The sequence below is a fragment of the Leifsonia sp. Root1293 genome, from assembly GCF_001425325.1.
In the GTDB taxonomy this organism is placed as follows: domain Bacteria; phylum Actinomycetota; class Actinomycetes; order Actinomycetales; family Microbacteriaceae; genus Orlajensenia.
Genome location: NZ_LMEH01000001.1, coordinates 241,315 through 260,335, shown reverse-complemented (window position 1 = coordinate 260,335; position 19,021 = coordinate 241,315). Strand labels below are relative to the sequence as shown.

The window sequence follows — 19,021 nt, the reverse complement described above, 5'->3', positions numbered from 1 at the left end:
CGGTCGGATCGGGGGCCAGCGTTACCGCTTGGCCTTCACGATCTTCTCCTGGTTGACGTCTTCCTCGGCGACGGCCTCGAACTTCTCGCTGCCGACCGAGGCGAGGGGCTTGCCCTCACCGGTCTGGAACTCGAGCTTGAAGGCGTCGACCGCGGACTCGAGAGCCGCAGTGGTGTCGTCCGAGAGCACGTTGGTCTCGCGGAGCGTGGACAGCACCTCGGTGTTGCGACCGAGGTAGTCGAGCAGCTCGCGCTCGAAGCGCAGGATGTCCTCGACCGGAACCTCGTCGAGCTTGCCGTTCGTTCCGGCCCAGATCGACACGACCTGGTCCTCGACGGGGTACGGCGAGTACTGCGGCTGCTTGAGCAGCTCGGTGAGGCGGGCGCCTCGCGCGAGCTGGCGGCGGCTCGTCGCGTCGAGGTCGGATGCGAACATCGCGAACGCCTCGAGCGAGCGGTACTGGGCGAGCTCGAGCTTGAGCGTTCCGGAGACCTTCTTGATGGACTTGACCTGGGCGTCACCACCGACTCGCGAGACCGAGATTCCGACGTCGACAGCGGGACGCTGGTTGGCGTTGAAGAGGTCGGACTGCAGGAAGATCTGGCCGTCGGTGATCGAGATCACGTTGGTCGGGATGTAGGCCGAGACGTCGTTGGCCTTGGTCTCGATGATCGGCAGGCCGGTCATCGAGCCGGCGCCCAGCTCGTCGGAGAGCTTGGCGCAACGCTCGAGCAGACGCGAGTGCAGGTAGAAGACGTCACCCGGGTATGCCTCGCGTCCCGGCGGACGACGGAGGAGGAGGGACACGGCGCGGTAGGCCTCTGCCTGCTTCGACAGGTCGTCGAAGATGATGAGGACGTGCTTGCCGCCGTACATCCAGTGCTGGCCGATTGCCGAGCCCGTGTACGGGGCGAGGTACTTGAAGCCTGCGGGGTCGGATGCGGGAGCCGCCACGATCGTGGTGTACTCCATCGCTCCGGCGTCCTCGAGGGCGCCCTTCACCGAGGCGATGGTCGAGCCCTTCTGGCCGATCGCGACGTAGATGCAGCGCACCTGCTTGTTGACGTCGCCGGACTCCCAGTTGGCCTTCTGGTTGATGATCGTGTCGATCGCGATGGCCGTCTTGCCGGTCTGGCGGTCGCCGATGATCAGCTGACGCTGGCCGCGCCCGACGGGGATCATGGCGTCGATCGCCTTGATTCCGGTCTGCAGCGGCTCGTGAACGCTCTTGCGCTGCATGACGCCGGGCGCCTGGAGCTCGAGCGCGCGACGGCCCTCGGCCTCGATGTCGCCGAGACCGTCGATGGGGTTGCCGAGAGGATCGACGACGCGACCCAGGAAGTTGTCGCCGACGGGGGCCGAGAGGACCTCGCCCGTGCGGGTGACCTCCATGCCCTCCTCGATGCCGGAGAACTCGCCGAGCACGACGACGCCGATCTCGTCTTCGTCGAGGTTGAGCGCGAGGCCCAGCGTGCCGTCCGCGAAGCGGATGAGCTCGTTGGCCATGACGCTCGGGAGGCCCTCGACGTGTGCGATGCCGTCGGCGGCATCCGTCACGTGGCCGACCTCGGTCGCTGCAGCAGCGCCGGGCTCGTATGCCTTGACGAAGTCCTTGAGCGCGTCACGGATCTCATCGGGGCTGATGGTGAGTTCTGCCATGATCTTCCCTTTTCTGCACGAGGCGTACAGGTTCTTGACTGTTCGACGTTCTGAAAGGAGAGCGTCGTTGTTCTGTTGTCCTCCGGCGGGCCCGAGGGCTAGCCGGCAAGCTGGAGTCGCACGTCGTCGAGACGCTTCGCGACGCTGCCGTCGATGATGTCGTCGCCGACCTGCACGCGCAGGCCTCCGATGACACTCGGGTCGACGACCTGGTTGATGCGCAGGTCCCGGCCGTACTTGGCCGACAGGCCGGCGGCGAGCCGGGCGACCTGTGCGTCGCTGAGCACCGTCGCCGAGGTGACGGTGGCCACCGCGTAGCCGGATTCGGCAGCGACGACGGATGCCGCGTAGCGAACGAGTTCGCCGATGCGACGGCCGCGCGGCTGCTGCACGAGGTGGGAGAGGATCACGGCGGCCTGCTGCGACGCCTTGCCCGCGAGCAGGGTGTCGACCAGGGCCGCCTTGGCCTCGTTGGAACCGAGCTTCGAGCTGAGAGCCAGCTCGAGTTCGGCGTTGCCGGAGACCGTGCGACCGAATGAGAACAGCTCGGCGTCGACGTCGGTTCCAGCAGGGGCGGAGGCGGCGACGACGCGCAGACCGAGGTCTTCGATGCCCTCGAGCACGTCATCGGCATCCGACCAGCGCGCAGCGGCGACATCGCCCAGGAGGGCGAGGGCTGCCGGCGTCACTGTCGGGGAGAAGATGCTCGAGACGAGCGCCTTCTTCGCCTCGGGCTCAGCACCGTTGTCGGAGAGAGCCGTGAGCAGCTGCGGTGATGAGCCGATGACGCGGGCGGACGCGAGGAGCGCCTCACCCGTCGCCAGGTCGGCTGTTCCGCCCTGAGCGGTCAGGGCAGCCCTCGCCGAGACGAGGGCCTCTCTGGTCGCTGATCCCATGGGACTACTTCTTTCCTGCCGAGGCGGACTCGCTGGACTCGAGGTCCGCGAGGAAGCGATCGACGACCGCGCTGGCCTTGGCGTCGTCGGCGAGGCTCTCGCCGATCACGCCGGAGGCGAGGTCGATCGCGAGGGTGCCGACCTCGGAGCGGAGCGAGACGACGGCGGCCTGGCGCTCGGCCTCGATCTGGGCCTGGGCCGTCGCGGTGATGCGCGCGGCCTCGACCGAGGCCGAGTCCTTCGCCTCTGCGACGATCTTCTTGCCGTCCTCACGAGCGGACTCGCGGATCTTGCCGGCCTCGGCACGTGCGTCGGCCAGCTGGGCCGTGTACTGCTCGAGAGCAGCCTCGGCCTGACGCTGGGCCTCGTCGGCCTTGGCGATGTTCCCCTCGATGGCCTCGCCGCGCTCGTCGAGCAGCTTCTTGACCGTGGGAAGGATCTTCACCCAGAAGAACACAAGGATGATCGCGAAGCAGACCGCCGACCACACAATGTCGTACAGCTCAGGGATGAACGGGTTGACCGTTTCGCCTTCTTCAGCAGCGCGCAGGAGCAGCGAGTGCATTCCTGACTCCGTTTCGATTAAGAGGGATTACGCCGGGAACGGAATGAACGCGACGGCGATGGCGATGAACGCGAGTGCCTCGGTGAACGCGATGCCGAGGAACATGAGGGTGCTGAGGCGACCCTGGAGCTCAGGCTGGCGCGCGACGGACTCGATCGTCTTGCCGACGACGATGCCCACGCCGATCGCGGATCCGATGGAAGCCAGACCGAAGGCGATCGGGGCGATGCTGCCGTTGATGTCGGCGAGGATGGATACGGGGTCCATGTGTGGAGTTCCTTCCGTGGTGGGAGAAGTCGACGGGTGTCGGCTTCGGTTTTAGTGCTCTTCAGCCAGAGCGAGCTGGATGTAGACGCCGGTGAGAAGCGTGAAGACGTAGGCCTGCAGCACACCGACGAAGAGTTCGAAGATCGTGAACGCGAACCCGAAGGCGAACGTGCCGACGCTGAACAGGCTGAACCATCCACCTGCGGTGAACAGGAAGAAGGAGGTCGCCGAGAAGCAGAGCACGAGCAGCATGTGGCCCGCGATCATGTTCATCAGGAGTCGAAGGGCCAGCGTGACCGGTCGGAGGATGAAGGTCGAGATGAACTCGATCGGCGTCACCACGAAGTAGATCGGCCACGGCACTCCGGGCGGGAAGAGCGCGTTCTTGAAGAATGCGGCGGGGTGCTTCTTCACGCCGGCGTAGATGAACGCGACGTAGGCGATGAGGGCCAGGAGGAGCGGAAGACCGATCACTGCGGTTCCGGCCATGTTCAGGCCGGGAACGATGCCCGTGAAGTTCATGGCGACGATCATGATGAACATCGCAGTCAGGAGCGGCAGGAAGCGCGTTCCGTCCTTCTTGCCGAGGAGGTCCTCGGCGATGTTGACCCTGATGAAGCCGAGGAGCATCTCGGCGATGCTCTGGCCGCGTCGCGGGACGATCGTCATCTTGCGCGTCCAGAGCCAGAACAGCACCAGGATCACGATGGTGACGAGAATGCGGATCGCGATGATCCGGTTGATCTCGAAAGGCGTTCCGACGAACAGGAAGCCGGGCGGGAAGAACTCGTCCAATGACGGACCGTGGAATCCACCATCGTCGGTGGCTGACGGAACCAGCAGGTTCACAGCGGTAACTAGCAGCGCTATCTCCTGTTTCGGGGCGTGGAGCTCGGCTCTCGCGACGACGAATGATGGGGGTGATTCCGAACGACTCCGGTGCCATGCAGGCGAAAGGAGTGAAGAGAAGCGGAACCGTTCTCTACTCTAGCAATACTTCGGCGATCCCCCGAACCGTTCGGCCCGATGGGAACGCCCGTCAACGGCGGAGTTCGGCCTCGCCGACGTAGGAGATGCGCCCGCGCACGAACACGACAACGTCGACGATGAGCGAGCCGAGGACGCCTGCGATGAGGCAGAAGGCGACGGTGATCGGCTCCAGCCAGGGTTGGGTGCGCAGGGAGTACACCAGGACCAGGAAGGTGACGAACTTCACCATCCATCCGCCCATCACGATGCCGAAGTAGAGGCCGATGAGGTCGGGAGCGGAGGCGTAGCGGTTGGCCACCAGGATCGTGATGATCGTGATGCCCATGAGCAGCAGGGCCAGGCCGCCTCCGAGGAGCGCGCTCCAGACTCCGATCGGACCGAAGATCAGGCCGGAGATGATGGCTCCGACGACCGCCACGGTGGCCGCGACGGCCACCCCCCAGACCAGTGCTCGGCGAAGCACCGAATTCGGCGTCGGCGAGACGAAAGCGGGCGCGGGCGTTGAATCACTCATGGCATCCTCGGGGAATCGGGGGTCGGTCCAGTGTACCGGCGGGTTCCTGGGCGTCCGGCCCGGGTGGAGCCGCGGGGAGCCGTGCCGAATCGGGCGGTCAGGACGTCAGGACGACGCCGTGGTGCTGCGGACGGGTAGGACGTCCGGGTCGCCGGCATCGCTCGTCTCGGCCGCTTCGTCGAGCGGATCCTGGGGAGCCAGCTCCTCGGCCTCTGGGGTGTCGGCCTCAGCCGACTGGCTGGCAGCCTCGATCGCCTTGCGGCGACTGAGCGGGGCGAGGGTGAACAGGGTGCAGGCGAAGAAGCCGCCGACGAGGAACAGCGTCGCCCAGAGCGTGGAGAGCCCGAAGAACGTCGGCAGCACGAAGTAGAGCAGGCAGCTGATCGAGGCGACGGCGGTCCAGCTGTAGAAGATCAGCACGGCGTGCAGATGCGAGTGCCCCATGTCGAGCAGACGGTGATGGAGGTGCTTGCGGTCGGCGCTGAACGGCGACTTCCCGGCCCTGAGCCTGCGGATGACGGCGAGCCCGAAGTCCAGCAGCGGAATGATGAGCACCGCGAACGGCAGGATGATCGGGATGAACGCGGGCAGCAGCTGGGCGCTACCGAGCTGGGCCGGGTCGATCTGTCCGGTGACGGCGACGGCAGATGTCGCCATCAGGAGCCCGACCAGGAGCGCACCGGCATCGCCCATGAAGAGCTTCGCCGGATGCCAGTTGAGCGGGAGGAACCCGGCGCAGACCCCCACGACCAGCACCGCGATGAGCGATGCGAGGTTGAAGTAGTTGAGCGGCGACGTCTGCTGCACCAGGAGGTAGGAGTACAGGAAGAACACGCCGTTGGCGATCAGCGCGACGCCGGCCACCAGTCCGTCGAGCCCGTCGATGAAGTTGATGGCGTTCATGACGAGCACGATGGCGAAGATCGTGATGATGACGCTCATCCAGCTCGAACCGACGGTGATGCCGCCGCCGATGGGGAGCGAGTAGATCTGCACGCCCTTCCAGGCGACCAGCCCCGCCGCGATGAACTGACCGGCGAGCTTGGTCATCCAGTCGAGGTCCCAGATGTCGTCGGCCACGCCGATGAGCACGATGAGCAGCGCGGCCCCGAGGATCGCGAGGATCTGCTCGGGATTGGCGAACACTATCCGCAGGGTCGGGAACCGCGCCGAGACCAGCCAGGCCGCCCCGAACGCTGCGACGATCCCGATGAACATCGCCACGCCGCCGAGCCTGGGCGTCGGGCGGGTGTGCACGTCGCGCTCGCGGATCTTCGGATACAGCCGGTACTTGTGGCTCAGCCTGTAGACCACGATCGAGAGGGCGAACGTGACGATGGCCGCCACGAGCGCCAACACGATGAACAGAGTCACGGTCTACTCCACCGGCTCGTCGCCGGGAGGTGCTGCCTCTGCGGCAGCGTCGGCTGCCTCCGGAGCGGCGGATGCATCCGCGAGAGCGTCGCCGACGATGGACTGCACGGCCATCCGTGAGATGACGCCCTCGCGCACGATGTGGAGCTTCCCGCCCCGCTGGAGTGCCGTCGCATCGACGATGGTGGATCCGGAGGCCGCGGTCGCGATGCCCTCCGTGCCGTACGCGGTGCCGGCAGGGCCGCCGTCCAGGTAGACGTCGATCGAGTCTCCGAGGGCGGCTGAGGCCGTCGCGGCGTCGAGGGCCGACGGCTCTCCGGTGCGGTTGGCGGAGGACACCGCCAACGGACCGGTCTCGCTCAGCAGTTCGAGCGCGATGGTGTTGGCCGGCATCCGGAGCGCTACGGTACCCCTCGTCTCGCCGAGATCCCAGTTCAGCGACGGCTGCGCCGTGAGGATGACGGTGAGTCCCCCGGGCCAGAACGCCTCGACGAGCGCACGGACCTCCTCGGGGACGTCGGCCGCGAGGGCGTCGAGGGTGGGGATGCCCGGGATCAGCACGGGCGGAGGCGAGGTGCGGTCGCGCCCCTTGGCGTCCAGCAGCTTCTGCACCGCCTTCGGATCGAAGGCGTCTGCCGCTATGCCGTAGACGGTGTCGGTGGGGATGACGACGAGACCGCCGCGACCGATGGCCGCGCGGGCGAGGCGCATTCCGGTGAGCAGTTCTGAGTCGACCGAGCAGTCGAAGACGCGTTCAGGCATTTGGCACTGATTCTAGGACGTGAGGCTGACGGGTGCCGACGCGACGCTCCCCGGCGCCACCGGACAGGCGCGGGTCCGCCATCGGTCGAAGCATCCTGCCATCACGCGAACGCCCTCGCGGCCGTGGCCCGGAATGATCGGATCACGGCCGCTGGGGTCGATGGGGGCCGTTCAGTGCCGGCGCGCTCGGCGGGTGAACAACCAGGTGCCCCAGAGATAGGAAGCCGCGATGATGACGACGCACCATCCGATCGCCCACCACGGGTCGGTGCCGAGCTCCGTGCCCATGAGCAGGCCGCGGATGGTCTCGATGATCGGGGTGATCGGCTGGTTCTCGGCGATCCACTGCAGCCATTCCGGCATGGTGTCCGTCGGCACGAAGGCGCTCGACAGATACGGCAGGAAGAGCAGGGCGAACCCGTAGCCGCTCGCCGCCTCCACGTTCCCGGCCGCGAGACCGATCCCCGCGTACAGCCAGGTGATGGCGAGGATGAACAGGGCGATCACCCCGATGGCGGCGATCCACTCGACCAGGTCGGCCGTCGGCCGGAAACCGAGGGCGAGAGCGACCCCGATCACGACGGCGGTCGCGAGCAGGTTGCGGGCCAGGCTCGCGACGACGTGACCCGTGAGCACGCTGATGGCGCGCAACGGCATGGCGCGGAACCTGTCGATGATGCCGTCGGTCATGTCGTTCGCAACGTCGACGGCCGTCGATGACGCCCCGAAACCCGCGCAGAGCAGGATGATGCCGGGCACCACGTAGTCGACGTAGTCTCCGTCGGGTTCGATGGCGTTGCCGAACACGAAGGTGAACAGCAGCATCAGGATCGTCGGCAGCACGATCGCCATGATGAGGGCGTCGATGTTGCGCATGGTGTGACGCAGGCTCCGCACGATCATCGTCGTGGTGGTGACGGATGCCGACGGTCGGCGGCCCGCCCGGGTGGGAAGCTGCGGCTGGGCGGTCCTCGTGATGGTCGCGGTGCTCATGCCGGCATCCCCTCTCGGTCGTCGGCGGCAGCTTCGGTCCGGGCGTCGTCCCGCTCTCCGGCATCCGCCACTCGGTGGCCGGTCAGCTGCAGGAAGACGTCATCCATGCTGGGCTTCCGCACGACGACGCGCAGTGACCCGGTCTCCCGATCGGCGGCGATGCCGGCGATCGCGGCCTCGAGCCCGGCGACGGTGCCGTCGGTCGGGATCTCGATCAGCAGGGTGTCGTCGAGATCGTGCAGCTCGACGACCTCTCCCCCGACCCTGGCCTTGAGCTCGGCCGGGGTGCCCTCGGCCACGATCCTGCCGCCGTCGAGGACGAGGATGCGGTCGGCGAGGGCATCCGCCTCCTCGAGGTACTGGGTCGTGAGCAGGATGGTGGTGCCGCGCTCGGCGAGTTCGGCGATCATCCGCCACAACTCCTGTCGACTCCGGGTGTCGAGTCCGGTCGTCGGCTCGTCGAGGAACACCACCGGCGGATCGGCGACGAGGCCGAGGGCGAGGTCGAGCCGTCGCCGCATGCCTCCCGAGTAGCTGCCCACGCGCCTGGCTGCGGCATCCGTCAGCTCGAAGCGGTCCAGCAGGTCGCCCGCGCGCTGCCTCGCACCTGCGGAGGTGAAGCCGGAGAGCCTGGCGAGCATCCGCAGGTTCTCCGCACCGGTCAGCACCTGATCGACGGCCGCGTACTGGCCGGTCAGGCTGATGGCCTCCCGCACGGCTTCCGGATCCGTGGCCAGGTCGGCACCGGCGACCATGACGGTGCCGGAGTCTGGTCCGGTGAGGGTGGCCAGGACGTTGATGAGGGTGGTCTTGCCCGCGCCGTTGGGCCCGAGGAGGGCGACGATACTGCCCGCCTCGATGCTCAGGTCGACGCCGTCGAGCACCGTGGTGTCGCCGTAGCTCTTGCGCAGGCCTCGCACCTCGATGGCTGGTGCATTCATGTTCACAACCTTTCCGTGTATCCAATAAACTGCGTGTGTACGCCGTACTCTTGTGTGTATGCAGTACACGTTTGTTTAAGTGATACACAGTTCTAGGATGAGTGTCAACCCTCCAGTCGAAAGGCGGCGCACCGTGGCCGATGTCGAAGAAGCGCTCCCCCGTGGGATCGCGCTCACGTGGGGCGTCGCGGAGAATCCGCAGCGGGGGCCCAAGCGCGAGCTGTCGATCGAGCGGATCGTCGAGACCGCCATCGAGATCGCGGATGCCGAGGGCCTCGGCGCGGTCTCCATGAGTCGGGTCGCCACGACGCTCGGCTTCACGACGATGTCGCTGTACCGCTACGTGACCAGCAAGGACGACCTGCTCGTGCTCATGGAGGACACGGCCTCCGAGATGGCCATCCCGGCCGAGGATGACGTCGTGCCGTGGCGGGACGGCGTTCGACGCTGGGTGCTCGCCGTTCGGGGGGTCTACCGCGATCACCCCTGGATCGCGCGGGTTCCGGTGAGCGGCGCACCGATGACGCCGAACAGCATGCTCGCAGCCGACTGGCTCCTGAGAGAACTCCGTCCGCTCCCGCTCGATGACGGCGAGAGGATGTCCAGCCTCCTGCTGCTCACCAGCTATGTGCGCGCGACGGCGGCCCTGGAGGCCGACCTCACCGAGGCCACCGCGGCCGGCATCGCCGAGACCGCCGGAATGCAGGCAGCCCTCTCGGCACTCGTGACCCCCGAGCGCTTCCCCGATCTCAGCCGCATCGTGGCCGACGGCGGGTACACGGGGGCGCCTGTTCCCGGCGTCGCCGACGACTTCACCTTCGGCCTCGAGCGCATCCTCGACGGCATCGAATACCACATGGGGAACACGTCAGCCGAGGTCGTGGCGGCGCCTCCGGCTCTCGATTCCCTCGAGATCCCCCGCGACAAGGCTGTGCGCGAGGCCGCCAAGGCGCGTCGTGAGGCCGAGGCGAAGGTGCGCGAGGCGAAGAAGCGCGAGCGCGAGGAAATCAAGAGGGCGCGGGAACGCGCAGCCAGGGACTAGCAGGCCGATCGGCCTGCCGGCGTCATCCGTCGGCCGTCGCCGCGCCGGCGACATCCGGGCATGGAAAAGGAGAGCGACACCATCGCTCTCCACTTTCAGAATATACGGGGCATGGGGCCTTGCCGCAAGGACCCCTCGGCGGCGCATACTGGTCGATCCCAGCCGAGTCCCCTGAACCTGGAGCAGCCCTGATCGAGATCACCCGCCCTGTCTTCGACCTCCCAGACCACCTCTCCGCCAAGGCCGATCCGGCGCTCATCGCCGACGACGAGCGTCACTTCGCCGCCATGTCCGAGACCCTCGACCAGGCCATCACCGAGCTCTCCGCCAGGCTCGACGAGACCCGACTCCTGCCGGGCGGTGGAGGAGAGGCCGCTCTGGAACGCGACCTCGAGATTCATCGCATCACGGCACGCCTGCGCACGCTCCGACGTTTCGGGCTGGACCTGTGCCTCGGTCGCATCGTGGGCGCGGAGCAGTCGGAGCCCGTGTACATCGGCCGAATGGGTCTCACGGATGCCGCAGGCCGACGACTGCTCGTCGACTGGCGCTCGCCGGCGGCCGAACCGTTCTTCTCCGCCACCCACGCCGCCCCGATGGGATTGTCCAGCCGTCGTCGGTACCGCTGGATGCGCGGCTCGATCAGCGACTACTGGGACGAGGTGTTCACGCCGGAGGGACTGGCCGACACCGAAGGAGTGCAGAGTGCAGCGCTCGACGACCAGTCGGCGTTCATCGCCAGCCTGGGCGCAGAACGATCCAGCCGCATGCGCGATGTGCTCGGCACCATCCAGGCCGACCAGGACGCCATCATCAGGGCCGGCTCACGGGGTGCCCTCGTCGTCGACGGCGGCCCGGGCACGGGCAAGACCGTCGTCGCGCTGCACCGTTCCGCGTACCTGCTGTACTCGGATCCCCGGTTGACCCGTCACCACGGCGGGGTCCTGTTCGTCGGTCCGAGCCTGCCCTACCTCGATTACGTGTCGGACGTGCTTCCCGGCCTCGGAGAGGACGGCGTCGAGACCTGCACGCTGCGCAGCCTGGTCGCGGAGGGTGCGGCCGCCGTGCCAGAGGGCGATGCCCGCGTGGCGGCCCTCAAGGCATCGGCCGGACTGCTGCGGGCAGTCGAGGCCGCAGTCGGTCACTACGAGCGGCCGCCGGCTCGCACCGTGACGGTCGAGACCCCATGGGCGGACGTCATCCTCACCCCCGGCGACTGGGCGGATGCCTTCGCAGCGCCCGAGGGCGGAGTCTCGCACAACGACGCACGTGACATCGTCTGGGAGGAGCTGCTGGGCATCCTCATCGACAACCACGAAGATGACGACGTCGCGCCGCACCTCGTGCGCCGAGCTCTCGAGCAGAACACCGGGCTGCGCCAGGCGTTCAGCAGTGCCTGGCCGCTGCTCGACCCGGCCGGAGTCGTCGCCGACCTGTGGAGCGTCCCGGGCTATCTGCGTGAGAGTGCACCCTGGCTCACGGCAGCCGAGGTCGCGGCACTGCACAGAGCAGACCCGCGGGCGTGGACGCTGTCGGATCTCCCTGTCCTCGACGCGGCCAGGCGTCGTATCGGAGACCCGGACGCGTCGCGCCGCAGACATCGGCGTGAGGCCGCCCTCGCAGCGGACCGCGAGTACCGCGACAGGGTCGTCGATGACCTGATCGCCGCCGATGACTCCGAGCTCAAGCTCATGATGATGCTGCGCGAGCAGGACGCGCAGAACAGCATGGCCGACGAATCGGCGGTGCCGGGCACCGATCCCGACCTTCTCGCCGGCCCATTCGCGCACGTCGTCGTCGACGAGGCGCAGGAGCTGACGGATGCCGAATGGCAGATGCTGCTCGCGCGCTGCCCGTCACGCAGCTTCACGATCGTCGGCGACCGCGCCCAGGCCAGGCACGGGTTCACCGAGTCGTGGCGCGAGCGGCTGGAGCGCGTCGGCATCGCCGACGTCGCCATCGCCTCGCTGAGCATCAACTACCGCACCCCTGAGGAGGTGATGGCGGAGGCCGAACCCGTCATCAGGGCGGTCCTGCCCGATGCGAACGTGCCGACCTCGGTGCGCAGCACGGGCGTCCCGGTGCTGCACGGGTCCGTGGCCGACCTCGACGCGATCCTGGGAGACTGGCTCGCGCGACCCGGCGATGCAACCGCCTGCGTCATCACCAGCAGCCCGCTGGGCGGGGCCGCTGTCACCTCGACTCCCCGCATCCGTTCGCTCACACCGGAACTGGCGAAGGGCCTCGAGTTCGACCTGGTGGTGCTCGTCGACCCTGACACGTTCGGCACGGGGATCGAGGGAGCCGTCGACCGATACGTGGCGATGACGCGTGCCACCCAGCGGCTCGTCGTCCTGACCAGCGGCTAGCGCTCGATCGTCGGGCGGTCGGTGGAGTCCGAGGCCGCGGGGAGGACATGCACGTCCCCAGCGAAGGGTCGCAGCCTGTCCGCGACGGGGAACGGAGCGCTGTAGTACACGGCGGTGGCCGTCACGTCGCCCCAGTCCTCCTTCTTGACCAGCACCCTGTCTGTGGAGACCTCGACGACGCGCACCCGCACCCAGTGGCCGGAACCCTCCGACGGAGCGCCGTCGGCGCCGGAGTCGTCGAGCAGCAGCTCGAAGGGCTCGGCGAGGTAGCCGATGCCCGTCGACTCGATGGCCTCCTCGGCGGCGAGCCAGTCGACGGAGCCGGTCACCGCGCGACCGAGCAGGTCGATCGCCACGAAGCCGTCGCCGTCTGGCAGCATCCACCCGAGCAGCTCGCGGTCCCCGCGGCGGTGCTCTATCCAGTCGGTGGGTGCAGGCATGGTGACGAGGCTAGCAATGGGACGGATGCCGCGGCAGCCGTGCCGCTACCGCAACGCCGTCGTCGCCCGGTCTCGGAAGGTCAGGTCGCGATGGTGGGCGATGGAGCGCCAGCCGTCGGCCAGCAGGATCGCTGCGATGGCGGCCGACTGGTGTTCGGCGTGCTCGATGACGAGCACTCCCCCGGCCCGAAGCAGACGGCGCCCGGTGCGCGACAGGGCGGGAATGACCGACAGTCCGTCATCGCCGCCGTACAGGGCCTCATCCGGATCGTGCACCGCGACCTCCGGGTCGAGCGGACGCAGGCTCTCGGGCACATAGGGCGGGTTCGACGCCACGACGCTCACGGTGCCGTCGAGCTCTGGCAGCGCGTCGGCCAGGTCGGCGGCCACCAGCGTGGTGTTGTCCCCGCCGAAGTCGCGGATGTTGCGCTCGGCCCAGACGCGTGCCTCGGCGGAGCGTTCGACGGCGTAGACCCGGGAGTTCGGCACCTCGCTCGCCATGGCGATGGCGATGGCGCCGCTGCCCGTCCCGAGGTCGACGGCGATCGGCATCGGCGCGGCATCGGCACGCAGCGCGTCGATGGCCAGCTGAGCGACCATCTCGGTCTCGGGGCGCGGGATGAACACGCCGGGTCCGACATGCAGCTCGAGCGCTCGGAACGGAGCCAGGCCCGTGATGTGCTGCAGTGGCTCGCGCGACGCCCGTCGGGCGACGAGGGAACGGATGCCGGCGGCATCGGTCGCCGCGACGGTGGCTCCCATGATGAGACGGGCCTGCAGAGCACCGCGGCTGAGTCCGAGCACGTGCCCGATGAGCAACTGCGCGTCGATCTCGGGCGAGACCACACCGGCGGCGTCGAGCACGGCGACGGACTCGTCGACCAGCGCGCCCAGCGGAAGGCCGTCGTCGCTTTTCGTCATATTCACGTGAAGGAATGTAACGCACTCGCCTGAGCGCGACGGGCGGTCGTAGTCTGAACGAAGCCGCGCTTCGTTCCTTCCGCGCCGTCGGCGCGCCGGTGCCGCCAGGGAAAGGTCACCTCCATGTCGCAGATCTACTCGAGCATCACCGATGTCGTCGGGCGCACGCCGCTCGTGCGCCTCAACCGCATCACGGAGGGCGCCGGAGCAACCGTGCTGGCCAAGCTGGAGTTCTACAACCCGTCTGCCAGCGTCAAGGACCGTCTGGGTGTCGCCATCGTCGACGCCGCCGAGGCATCCGGCGCCCTGCAGCCCGGCGGCACGATCGTCGAGGGCACCAGTGGCAACACCGGAATCGCATTGGCCATGGTGGGAGCCGCTCGGGGCTACAAGGTCGTCCTGACCATGCCGGAGACCATGAGCAAGGAGCGCCGGGCTCTCCTGCGCGCCTACGGAGCCGAACTCGTGCTCACCCCCGGTTCCGATGGCATGCGCGGCGCCGTGGAGCGGGCGGAGCAGATCGCGGCGGAGACCCCGGGCGCGGTGCTCGCCCGCCAGTTCGAGAACGAGGCGAACCCCGAGATCCACCGCCGCACCACCGCCGTCGAGATCTGGGACGACACCGACGGCGAGGTCGACATCTTCGTGTCCGGCATCGGCACCGGCGGCACCATCACCGGAACCGGTCAGGTGCTGAAGGAACGCAAGCCCTCAGTGCGGGTCGTCGGCGTCGAGCCCGAGGAATCGGCGATCCTCAACGGAGGAGCACCCGGCCCGCACAAGATCCAGGGCATCGGGGCGAACTTCGTGCCCGAGATCCTCGACCGCGAGGTCTACGACGAGATCATCGACGTGAACATCACGCAGTCGGTCGAGGTCGCCCGCCGTCTCGCCGTCGAGGAGGGCATCCTCGCCGGCATCAGCTCGGGAGCCACGGTGCACGCGGCGCTCGAGCTGGCCAAGCGCCCCGAGAATGCCGGGAAGACCATCGTCGTGATCGTGGCCAGCTACGGCGAGCGGTACCTGTCGACGGTGCTCTTCGAGGGTCTCGTCGACTGATCGGGTGGCGATCGGACATCCTGCGGCGGCCGTAGGCTGGGGCCATGGGATTCTTCGCCGCGCTTCGTGAGGATGTCGCGACGGCACGCTCGCATGATCCGGCTGCGCGCAGCAGCGTCGAGGTGTTCCTCGCGTACTCCGGACTCCACGCCGTGTGGGGCTACAGACTGACCCACAGGCTCTGGCTGGCCGGCGCCCGCCTGCCGGCTCGCCTGCTCTCGCAGTTCTTCAGGTTCCTCACCGGTGTCGAGATCCACCCGGCGGCGACCATCGGCCGGCGGCTGTTCATCGACCACGGCATGGGCGTCGTCATCGGCGCCACTGCAGTGCTCGGCGACGACGTGATGCTGTACCACGGCGTGACTCTCGGCGGGAAGAGCCGTCACCACCGGCGCGACGAGAAGCGGCATCCGACGCTCGAAGACGGCGTGACGGTCGGAGCCGGGGCGCAGGTGCTCGGCGACATCACCCTCGGAGCGTGGTCGACTGTCGGCGCGAACGCCGTCGTGACCAAGGACGCCCCGCCGAACTCGCTGCTGACGGGGATTCCGGCCAGGATCAGGCAGGCCGATCCCGACGCCACGGAGTCGGCTCGCGGCGTTGTCTACGACGTCTGAGGTCGGCGGTGCGGTGATCTCGATACGCGTCGGACTTCGTCCGGCGCTACTCGATCAGCGGGGGCGTCGGACTTCGTCCGGCGCTACTCGATCAGCGGGGGCGTGATCAGCCCTGGTCGCCGATGTCGGCGAGCCTGGCCTCCTCGTCGGCCTGGATGGCCGACTCGATGATGGGTTCCAGCGCGCCGTTCATGACCGAGTCGAGGTTGTAGGCCTTGTAGCCGGTGCGGTGATCGGCGATGCGGTTCTCAGGGAAGTTGTAGGTGCGGATGCGCTCGGAGCGGTCCATCGTGCGGATCTGGGTCTTGCGGGCGGCGCTGTCGAGCTCGGCCTGCTCCTCCTGGCGTCGCGCCAGGATGCGGGCGCGCAGCACGCGCATGCCGGCCTCGCGGTTCTGGAGCTGGCTCTTCTCGTTCTGCATCGCCACGACGATGCCCGTCGGGAGGTGCGTGATGCGCACGGCGGAGTCGGTCGTGTTGACGGACTGGCCACCGGGTCCGCTCGACCTGTAGACGTCGATCTTCAGGTCGTTCTGGTTGATGTCGACCTCCTCGGGAGCATCCACCTCGGGGAAGACGAGCACGCCCGTCGTCGAGGTGTGAATGCGGCCCTGCGACTCCGTCGCCGGAACGCGCTGCACCCTGTGCACGCCGCCCTCGTACTTGAGGTGCGCCCAGACGCCCTGCGACGGATCGGTCGCGTTGGACTTGATCGCCACCTGAACGTCCTTGTAGCCGCCGAGGTCGCTCTCGGTGCGTTCGAGGAGCTCGGTCTTCCAGCCCTTGGACTCGGCGTAGTGCATGTACATGCGCAGCAGGTCGGCGGCGAAGAGCGCGCTTTCGGCTCCGCCCTCGCCGCCCTTGATCTCCATGATCACGTCACGGCCGTCGTCGGGGTCGCGCGGGATGAGGAGTCGCCGCAGCTTCTCCTGGGTCGTGGCGAGCTCCTCCTCGAGGGCGGGGATCTCCTCGGCGAACGCCTCGTCCTCCTTGGCGAGTTCACGAGCTGCGGCGAGGTCCTCGCCAGCCTGGATCCACGCGGTGTTGGCCGCGGCGATCCTCGAGAGCTCGGCGTAGCGACGGTTGACCTTCTTGGCACGGGCCGCATCGGCGTGCAGCGCCGGGTCGGCCAACTGCTCCTGCAGATCCGCGTGCTCGTCGAGCAGTACCTTCACCGAATCGAACATCTCGAGACTCCTGTTGTTTCACCTGCGCGAGAGTGGAAGTGGCGGGGGAAAAGCCGAAGGTCCTGCGCGTCGGCCACTCTCGTTCCGATGCGCAGGACCTCCTTCAGACGCTAGTGCTCGCCCGTGTGGCCGCTGGTGCCGTTCTTGCCGACCTGCATGAGGAACTCGACGTTCGACTGGGTCTCCTTGAGCCGACCCAGAACGGCCTCGAGGGCCTGCTGCTGGTCGAGGCCGGCGAGGGCACGACGCAGCTTCCAGGTGATCTTGACCTCGTCGGCGCTCATGAGCATCTCCTCGCGGCGGGTGCCGGAGGCGTTCACGTCGACGGCCGGGAAGATGCGCTTGTCGGCGAGCTGACGCGAGAGGCGCAGCTCGGAGTTGCCGGTGCCCTTGAACTCCTCGAAGATGACCTCGTCCATCTTGGACCCGGTCTCGATGAGGGCCGTGGCGAGGATGGTGAGCGATCCACCGTTCTCGATGTTGCGTGCGGCACCGAAGAAGCGCTTCGGCGGGTAGAGCGCCGACGCGTCGACGCCGCCGGAGAGGATGCGGCCCGAAGCCGGAGCCGCCAGGTTGTAGGCGCGGCCGAGGCGGGTGATCGAGTCGAGCAGCACGACGACGTCGTGGCCCAGCTCGACGAGGCGCTTCGCACGCTCGATGGCGAGCTCGGCGACGGTGGTGTGGTCTTCCGCCGGGCGGTCGAAGGTGGAGGCGATGACCTCGCCCTTCACCGTGCGCTGCATGTCGGTGACCTCTTCTGGACGCTCGTCGACGAGCACGACCATGAGGTGGACCTCGGGGTTGTTGATCGCGATGGCGTTGGCGATCTGCTGCAGCACGATCGTCTTGCCCGCCTTGGGCGGCGCGACGATGAGGCCGCGCTGGCCCTTGCCGATCGGCGACACCAGGTCGATGATGCGCTGGGTCAGCTTCGTGGGCTCGGTCTCGAGGCGCAGGCGCTCCTGCGGGTAGAGCGGCGTGAGCTTCTGGAAGTCGACACGCGCAGCGGCCTCGTCGACGGACTGGCCGTTGATCGAGTCGACCTTGACGATCGCGTTGTACTTCTGGCGGCCGTTGCCGTCGCCCTCGTGCGGCTGGCGGATGGCGCCGACGACGGCGTCTCCCTTGCGCAGGTTGTACTTCTTGACCTGGCCGAGAGAGACGTAGACGTCGCTCGGGCCCGGCAGGTAGCCGCTGGTGCGCACGAAGGCGTAGTTGTCGAGCACGTCGAGGATGCCGGCGACGGGGATGAGCACGTCGTCGTCGTTCAGCTCCGGCTCGAACTCGTCTCCTGCAGCACCGCCGCGACGCTTGCGGTCGCGGTAGCGGCTGCGGCCGGAGCGGGCCTCGCCCTCTGCTGCCTGACGCTGGCTGTCGCGCTGGTTCTGCTGACCGTTGCCGCCCTGACGCTCGTCGACGTCGAGCTTCTGCTGGCCTTGCTCTGCGGGCTGGTTGCCCTGCTTCTGCTGGTTCTGGTTCTGGTTCTGGTTGCCGCGGTCGTTGCCGTTCTGGCCGTTGTTCTGGTTGCCGTTCTGGGCGTTGCCGTTCTGGGCGTTCTCGCCGCGGCCGCCGCGGTTGCGGTTGCGGCTGCGGCCCTGACGCTCGCCCTGCGGCTTCTCGTCGGCCTGCTCGGCTCCGTCGTTCGACGGCGCGGCGGGAGCCTCGCTGGTCTCGGCGGTCTCGGTGGCCTGGGGGGCGACCTTGACCTGCTTGCGGCGCTGGCCGCGGGGGGCCTCGCCGTCCTGGGCCTTCTCGGCGTTGTTGTTGCGTGCGGCGACGGCGTCGAGCGCGGGAACGAGGCTGTCTAGGCCGGTGCCGCCTGCGGTGTTCACGTGCGAGCCGGCTGCTGTCGTGGCGGTGCTGGCGCGGCGCGAGCCGCGGCCCCGGGTCACGGCGGGCGCGCCGGTCACTGTGAGCGCGGCGGCCGGAGCCTCCTCGGCGGCGGGGGCCGATGCCTGCTCCGCCTCAGGGGCTGTGGCCGGCTCGATGGTGGGCGCGGGTGCCGACTGCTCGGCCGGCGCGGCATCCGTCGTCGTCGACGGTGCCTCGGTCGCGGCCGGAGCTGCGGTCTCGGTGGCAGCGGGGGCGCTCTGGCCATCGGAGGGCTGGGCGTCGACGATGGCGTCGACGAGCTCGCCCTTGCGGAGCTTCGAGGCGCCGGGGATGCTGAGCTGGGTCGCGAGAGCCTGCAGCTCGGCGACGCGCAGCGTGTTCAGCTGGGTGCGGGTTGCCACGGTCTGGGTGGCGTTTCCAGTAGTCACGGGAGTTCTGGTCCTTTCGCCTGGCGGGTATCCGTCCAGGGGGAGCTTGTCACCGAGCTGCGTGTCGCGATTTCGACATGGAAACGCGACAGGCGGGTGGCGCGATGGAAGCAAATGAATTGCGGGGAATTGCACCGGTCCAGTCGGTTCGCTTTGCTGTGCGGA

Annotated in this window: 18 protein-coding genes; 4 read left to right on the top strand and 14 right to left on the bottom strand. The window is 68.2% G+C overall.

The genetic code is table 11. The annotated features are described in order from the left end of the window. Positions 1-21: 21 nt before the first annotated feature. The 10 genes from atpA to ASC59_RS01120 all read right to left on the bottom strand — a co-directional run bounded on the left by atpA (position 22) and on the right by ASC59_RS01120 (position 8,961). The gene (gene atpA, locus ASC59_RS01165) at positions 22-1,659 is read right to left on the bottom strand and encodes a F0F1 ATP synthase subunit alpha (RefSeq protein ID WP_055817607.1); all 1,638 of its coding nucleotides are present in this window, start codon (positions 1,657-1,659) and stop codon (positions 22-24) included. A gap of 98 nt (positions 1,660-1,757) precedes the next feature. Further along, positions 1,758-2,555 (bottom strand): F0F1 ATP synthase subunit delta, encoded by a 798-nt coding sequence (locus ASC59_RS01160; protein WP_055817605.1) that lies wholly within the window; start codon positions 2,553-2,555, stop codon positions 1,758-1,760. 4 nt (positions 2,556-2,559) lie between these two features. Beyond that, positions 2,560-3,120, bottom strand: coding sequence for a F0F1 ATP synthase subunit B (locus ASC59_RS01155; protein WP_055817603.1), 561 nt, complete (start codon positions 3,118-3,120; stop codon positions 2,560-2,562). A 27-nt stretch (positions 3,121-3,147) separates the two neighbouring features. Beyond that, positions 3,148-3,387: a F0F1 ATP synthase subunit C gene (gene atpE, locus ASC59_RS01150; RefSeq protein WP_055817601.1), complete on the bottom strand. Its 240-nt coding sequence runs from the start codon at positions 3,385-3,387 to the stop codon at positions 3,148-3,150. Between the two features lie 51 nt (positions 3,388-3,438). After that, positions 3,439-4,236, bottom strand: a complete 798-nt coding sequence (gene atpB / locus ASC59_RS01145) for a F0F1 ATP synthase subunit A (RefSeq protein WP_055817599.1) — start codon at positions 4,234-4,236, stop codon at positions 3,439-3,441. A gap of 190 nt (positions 4,237-4,426) precedes the next feature. Further along, positions 4,427-4,891: a hypothetical protein gene (locus ASC59_RS01140; RefSeq protein WP_157487892.1), complete on the bottom strand. Its 465-nt coding sequence runs from the start codon at positions 4,889-4,891 to the stop codon at positions 4,427-4,429. Between the two features lie 105 nt (positions 4,892-4,996). Beyond that, the gene (locus ASC59_RS01135) at positions 4,997-6,265 is read right to left on the bottom strand and encodes an MraY family glycosyltransferase (protein ID WP_055817595.1); all 1,269 of its coding nucleotides are present in this window, start codon (positions 6,263-6,265) and stop codon (positions 4,997-4,999) included. Between the two features lie 3 nt (positions 6,266-6,268). Next, a complete protein-coding gene (locus tag ASC59_RS01130) occupies positions 6,269-7,027 on the bottom strand; it encodes an L-threonylcarbamoyladenylate synthase (RefSeq protein ID WP_055817593.1) in 759 nt (252 codons plus the stop codon). Between the two features lie 171 nt (positions 7,028-7,198). After that, positions 7,199-8,020 carry an ABC transporter permease gene (locus ASC59_RS01125; RefSeq protein WP_055817591.1) on the bottom strand — a complete coding sequence of 274 codons (822 nt, stop codon included), beginning with the start codon at positions 8,018-8,020 and terminating at the stop codon, positions 7,199-7,201. Then, entirely contained in the window at positions 8,017-8,961 is a 945-nt protein-coding gene (locus ASC59_RS01120) for an ABC transporter ATP-binding protein (protein ID WP_082513566.1), read from the bottom strand. Before ASC59_RS01120 ends, ASC59_RS01125 begins: the two co-directional genes overlap by 4 nt. Before the next feature lie 133 nt (positions 8,962-9,094). On the opposite strand from ASC59_RS01120, the gene ASC59_RS01115 reads away from it, so the two are divergent. Together ASC59_RS01115 and helR are read left to right on the top strand one after the other, a co-directional pair. Next, entirely contained in the window at positions 9,095-10,003 is a 909-nt protein-coding gene (locus tag ASC59_RS01115) for a TetR/AcrR family transcriptional regulator (RefSeq protein WP_235492541.1), read from the top strand. 197 nt (positions 10,004-10,200) lie between these two features. Continuing rightward, a complete protein-coding gene (gene helR, locus ASC59_RS01110; protein ID WP_442915091.1) occupies positions 10,201-12,372 on the top strand; it encodes an RNA polymerase recycling motor ATPase HelR in 2,172 nt (723 codons plus the stop codon). On the opposite strand, the gene ASC59_RS01105 is transcribed toward helR, so the two are convergent. Together ASC59_RS01105 and prmC are read right to left on the bottom strand one after the other, a co-directional pair. Next, complete coding sequence (locus ASC59_RS01105; protein ID WP_055817587.1) at positions 12,369-12,812, bottom strand: hypothetical protein; 444 nt, start codon at positions 12,810-12,812, stop codon at positions 12,369-12,371. The two genes, helR and ASC59_RS01105, sit on opposite strands and share 4 nt — an antisense overlap. A 45-nt stretch (positions 12,813-12,857) precedes the next feature. Next, positions 12,858-13,733: a peptide chain release factor N(5)-glutamine methyltransferase gene (gene prmC, locus ASC59_RS01100; protein ID WP_055817585.1), complete on the bottom strand. Its 876-nt coding sequence runs from the start codon at positions 13,731-13,733 to the stop codon at positions 12,858-12,860. Between the two features lie 123 nt (positions 13,734-13,856). Here prmC and cysK point away from each other — a divergent pair, with 123 nt between their 5' ends. Next, entirely contained in the window at positions 13,857-14,792 is a 936-nt protein-coding gene (gene cysK / locus ASC59_RS01095; RefSeq protein ID WP_055817582.1) for a cysteine synthase A, read from the top strand. Between the two features lie 44 nt (positions 14,793-14,836). Then, complete coding sequence (epsC, locus tag ASC59_RS01090; protein ID WP_055817580.1) at positions 14,837-15,409, top strand: serine O-acetyltransferase EpsC; 573 nt, start codon at positions 14,837-14,839, stop codon at positions 15,407-15,409. A 106-nt stretch (positions 15,410-15,515) separates the two neighbouring features. Here the strand turns inward: epsC and prfA are convergent, their stop codons facing one another. Together prfA and rho are read right to left on the bottom strand one after the other, a co-directional pair. Continuing rightward, complete coding sequence (gene prfA, locus ASC59_RS01085; protein ID WP_055817578.1) at positions 15,516-16,595, bottom strand: peptide chain release factor 1; 1,080 nt, start codon at positions 16,593-16,595, stop codon at positions 15,516-15,518. A 110-nt stretch (positions 16,596-16,705) separates the two neighbouring features. Next, positions 16,706-18,856 carry a transcription termination factor Rho gene (gene rho, locus ASC59_RS01080; RefSeq protein ID WP_055817576.1) on the bottom strand — a complete coding sequence of 717 codons (2,151 nt, stop codon included), beginning with the start codon at positions 18,854-18,856 and terminating at the stop codon, positions 16,706-16,708. Positions 18,857-19,021 lie beyond the last annotated feature (165 nt).

Excerpts from the sequence above, each read along its gene's own strand:
- atpA (WP_055817607.1), bottom strand. The coding sequence starts at position 1,659 with ATGGCAGAACTCACCATCAGCCCCGATGAGATCCGTGACGCGCTCAAG.
- ASC59_RS01160 (WP_055817605.1), bottom strand. The coding sequence starts at position 2,555 with ATGGGATCAGCGACCAGAGAGGCCCTCGTCTCGGCGAGGGCTGCCCTG.
- ASC59_RS01155 (WP_055817603.1), bottom strand. The coding sequence starts at position 3,120 with ATGCACTCGCTGCTCCTGCGCGCTGCTGAAGAAGGCGAAACGGTCAAC.
- atpE (WP_055817601.1), bottom strand. The coding sequence starts at position 3,387 with ATGGACCCCGTATCCATCCTCGCCGACATCAACGGCAGCATCGCCCCG.
- ASC59_RS01140 (WP_157487892.1), bottom strand. The coding sequence starts at position 4,891 with ATGAGTGATTCAACGCCCGCGCCCGCTTTCGTCTCGCCGACGCCGAAT.
- ASC59_RS01130 (WP_055817593.1), bottom strand. The coding sequence starts at position 7,027 with ATGCCTGAACGCGTCTTCGACTGCTCGGTCGACTCAGAACTGCTCACC.
- ASC59_RS01125 (WP_055817591.1), bottom strand. The coding sequence starts at position 8,020 with ATGAGCACCGCGACCATCACGAGGACCGCCCAGCCGCAGCTTCCCACC.
- ASC59_RS01120 (WP_082513566.1), bottom strand. The coding sequence starts at position 8,961 with ATGAATGCACCAGCCATCGAGGTGCGAGGCCTGCGCAAGAGCTACGGC.
- ASC59_RS01105 (WP_055817587.1), bottom strand. The coding sequence starts at position 12,812 with ATGCCTGCACCCACCGACTGGATAGAGCACCGCCGCGGGGACCGCGAG.
- prmC (WP_055817585.1), bottom strand. The coding sequence starts at position 13,733 with ATGACGAAAAGCGACGACGGCCTTCCGCTGGGCGCGCTGGTCGACGAG.
- cysK (WP_055817582.1), top strand. The coding sequence starts at position 13,857 with ATGTCGCAGATCTACTCGAGCATCACCGATGTCGTCGGGCGCACGCCG.
- epsC (WP_055817580.1), top strand. The coding sequence starts at position 14,837 with ATGGGATTCTTCGCCGCGCTTCGTGAGGATGTCGCGACGGCACGCTCG.
- prfA (WP_055817578.1), bottom strand. The coding sequence starts at position 16,595 with ATGTTCGATTCGGTGAAGGTACTGCTCGACGAGCACGCGGATCTGCAG.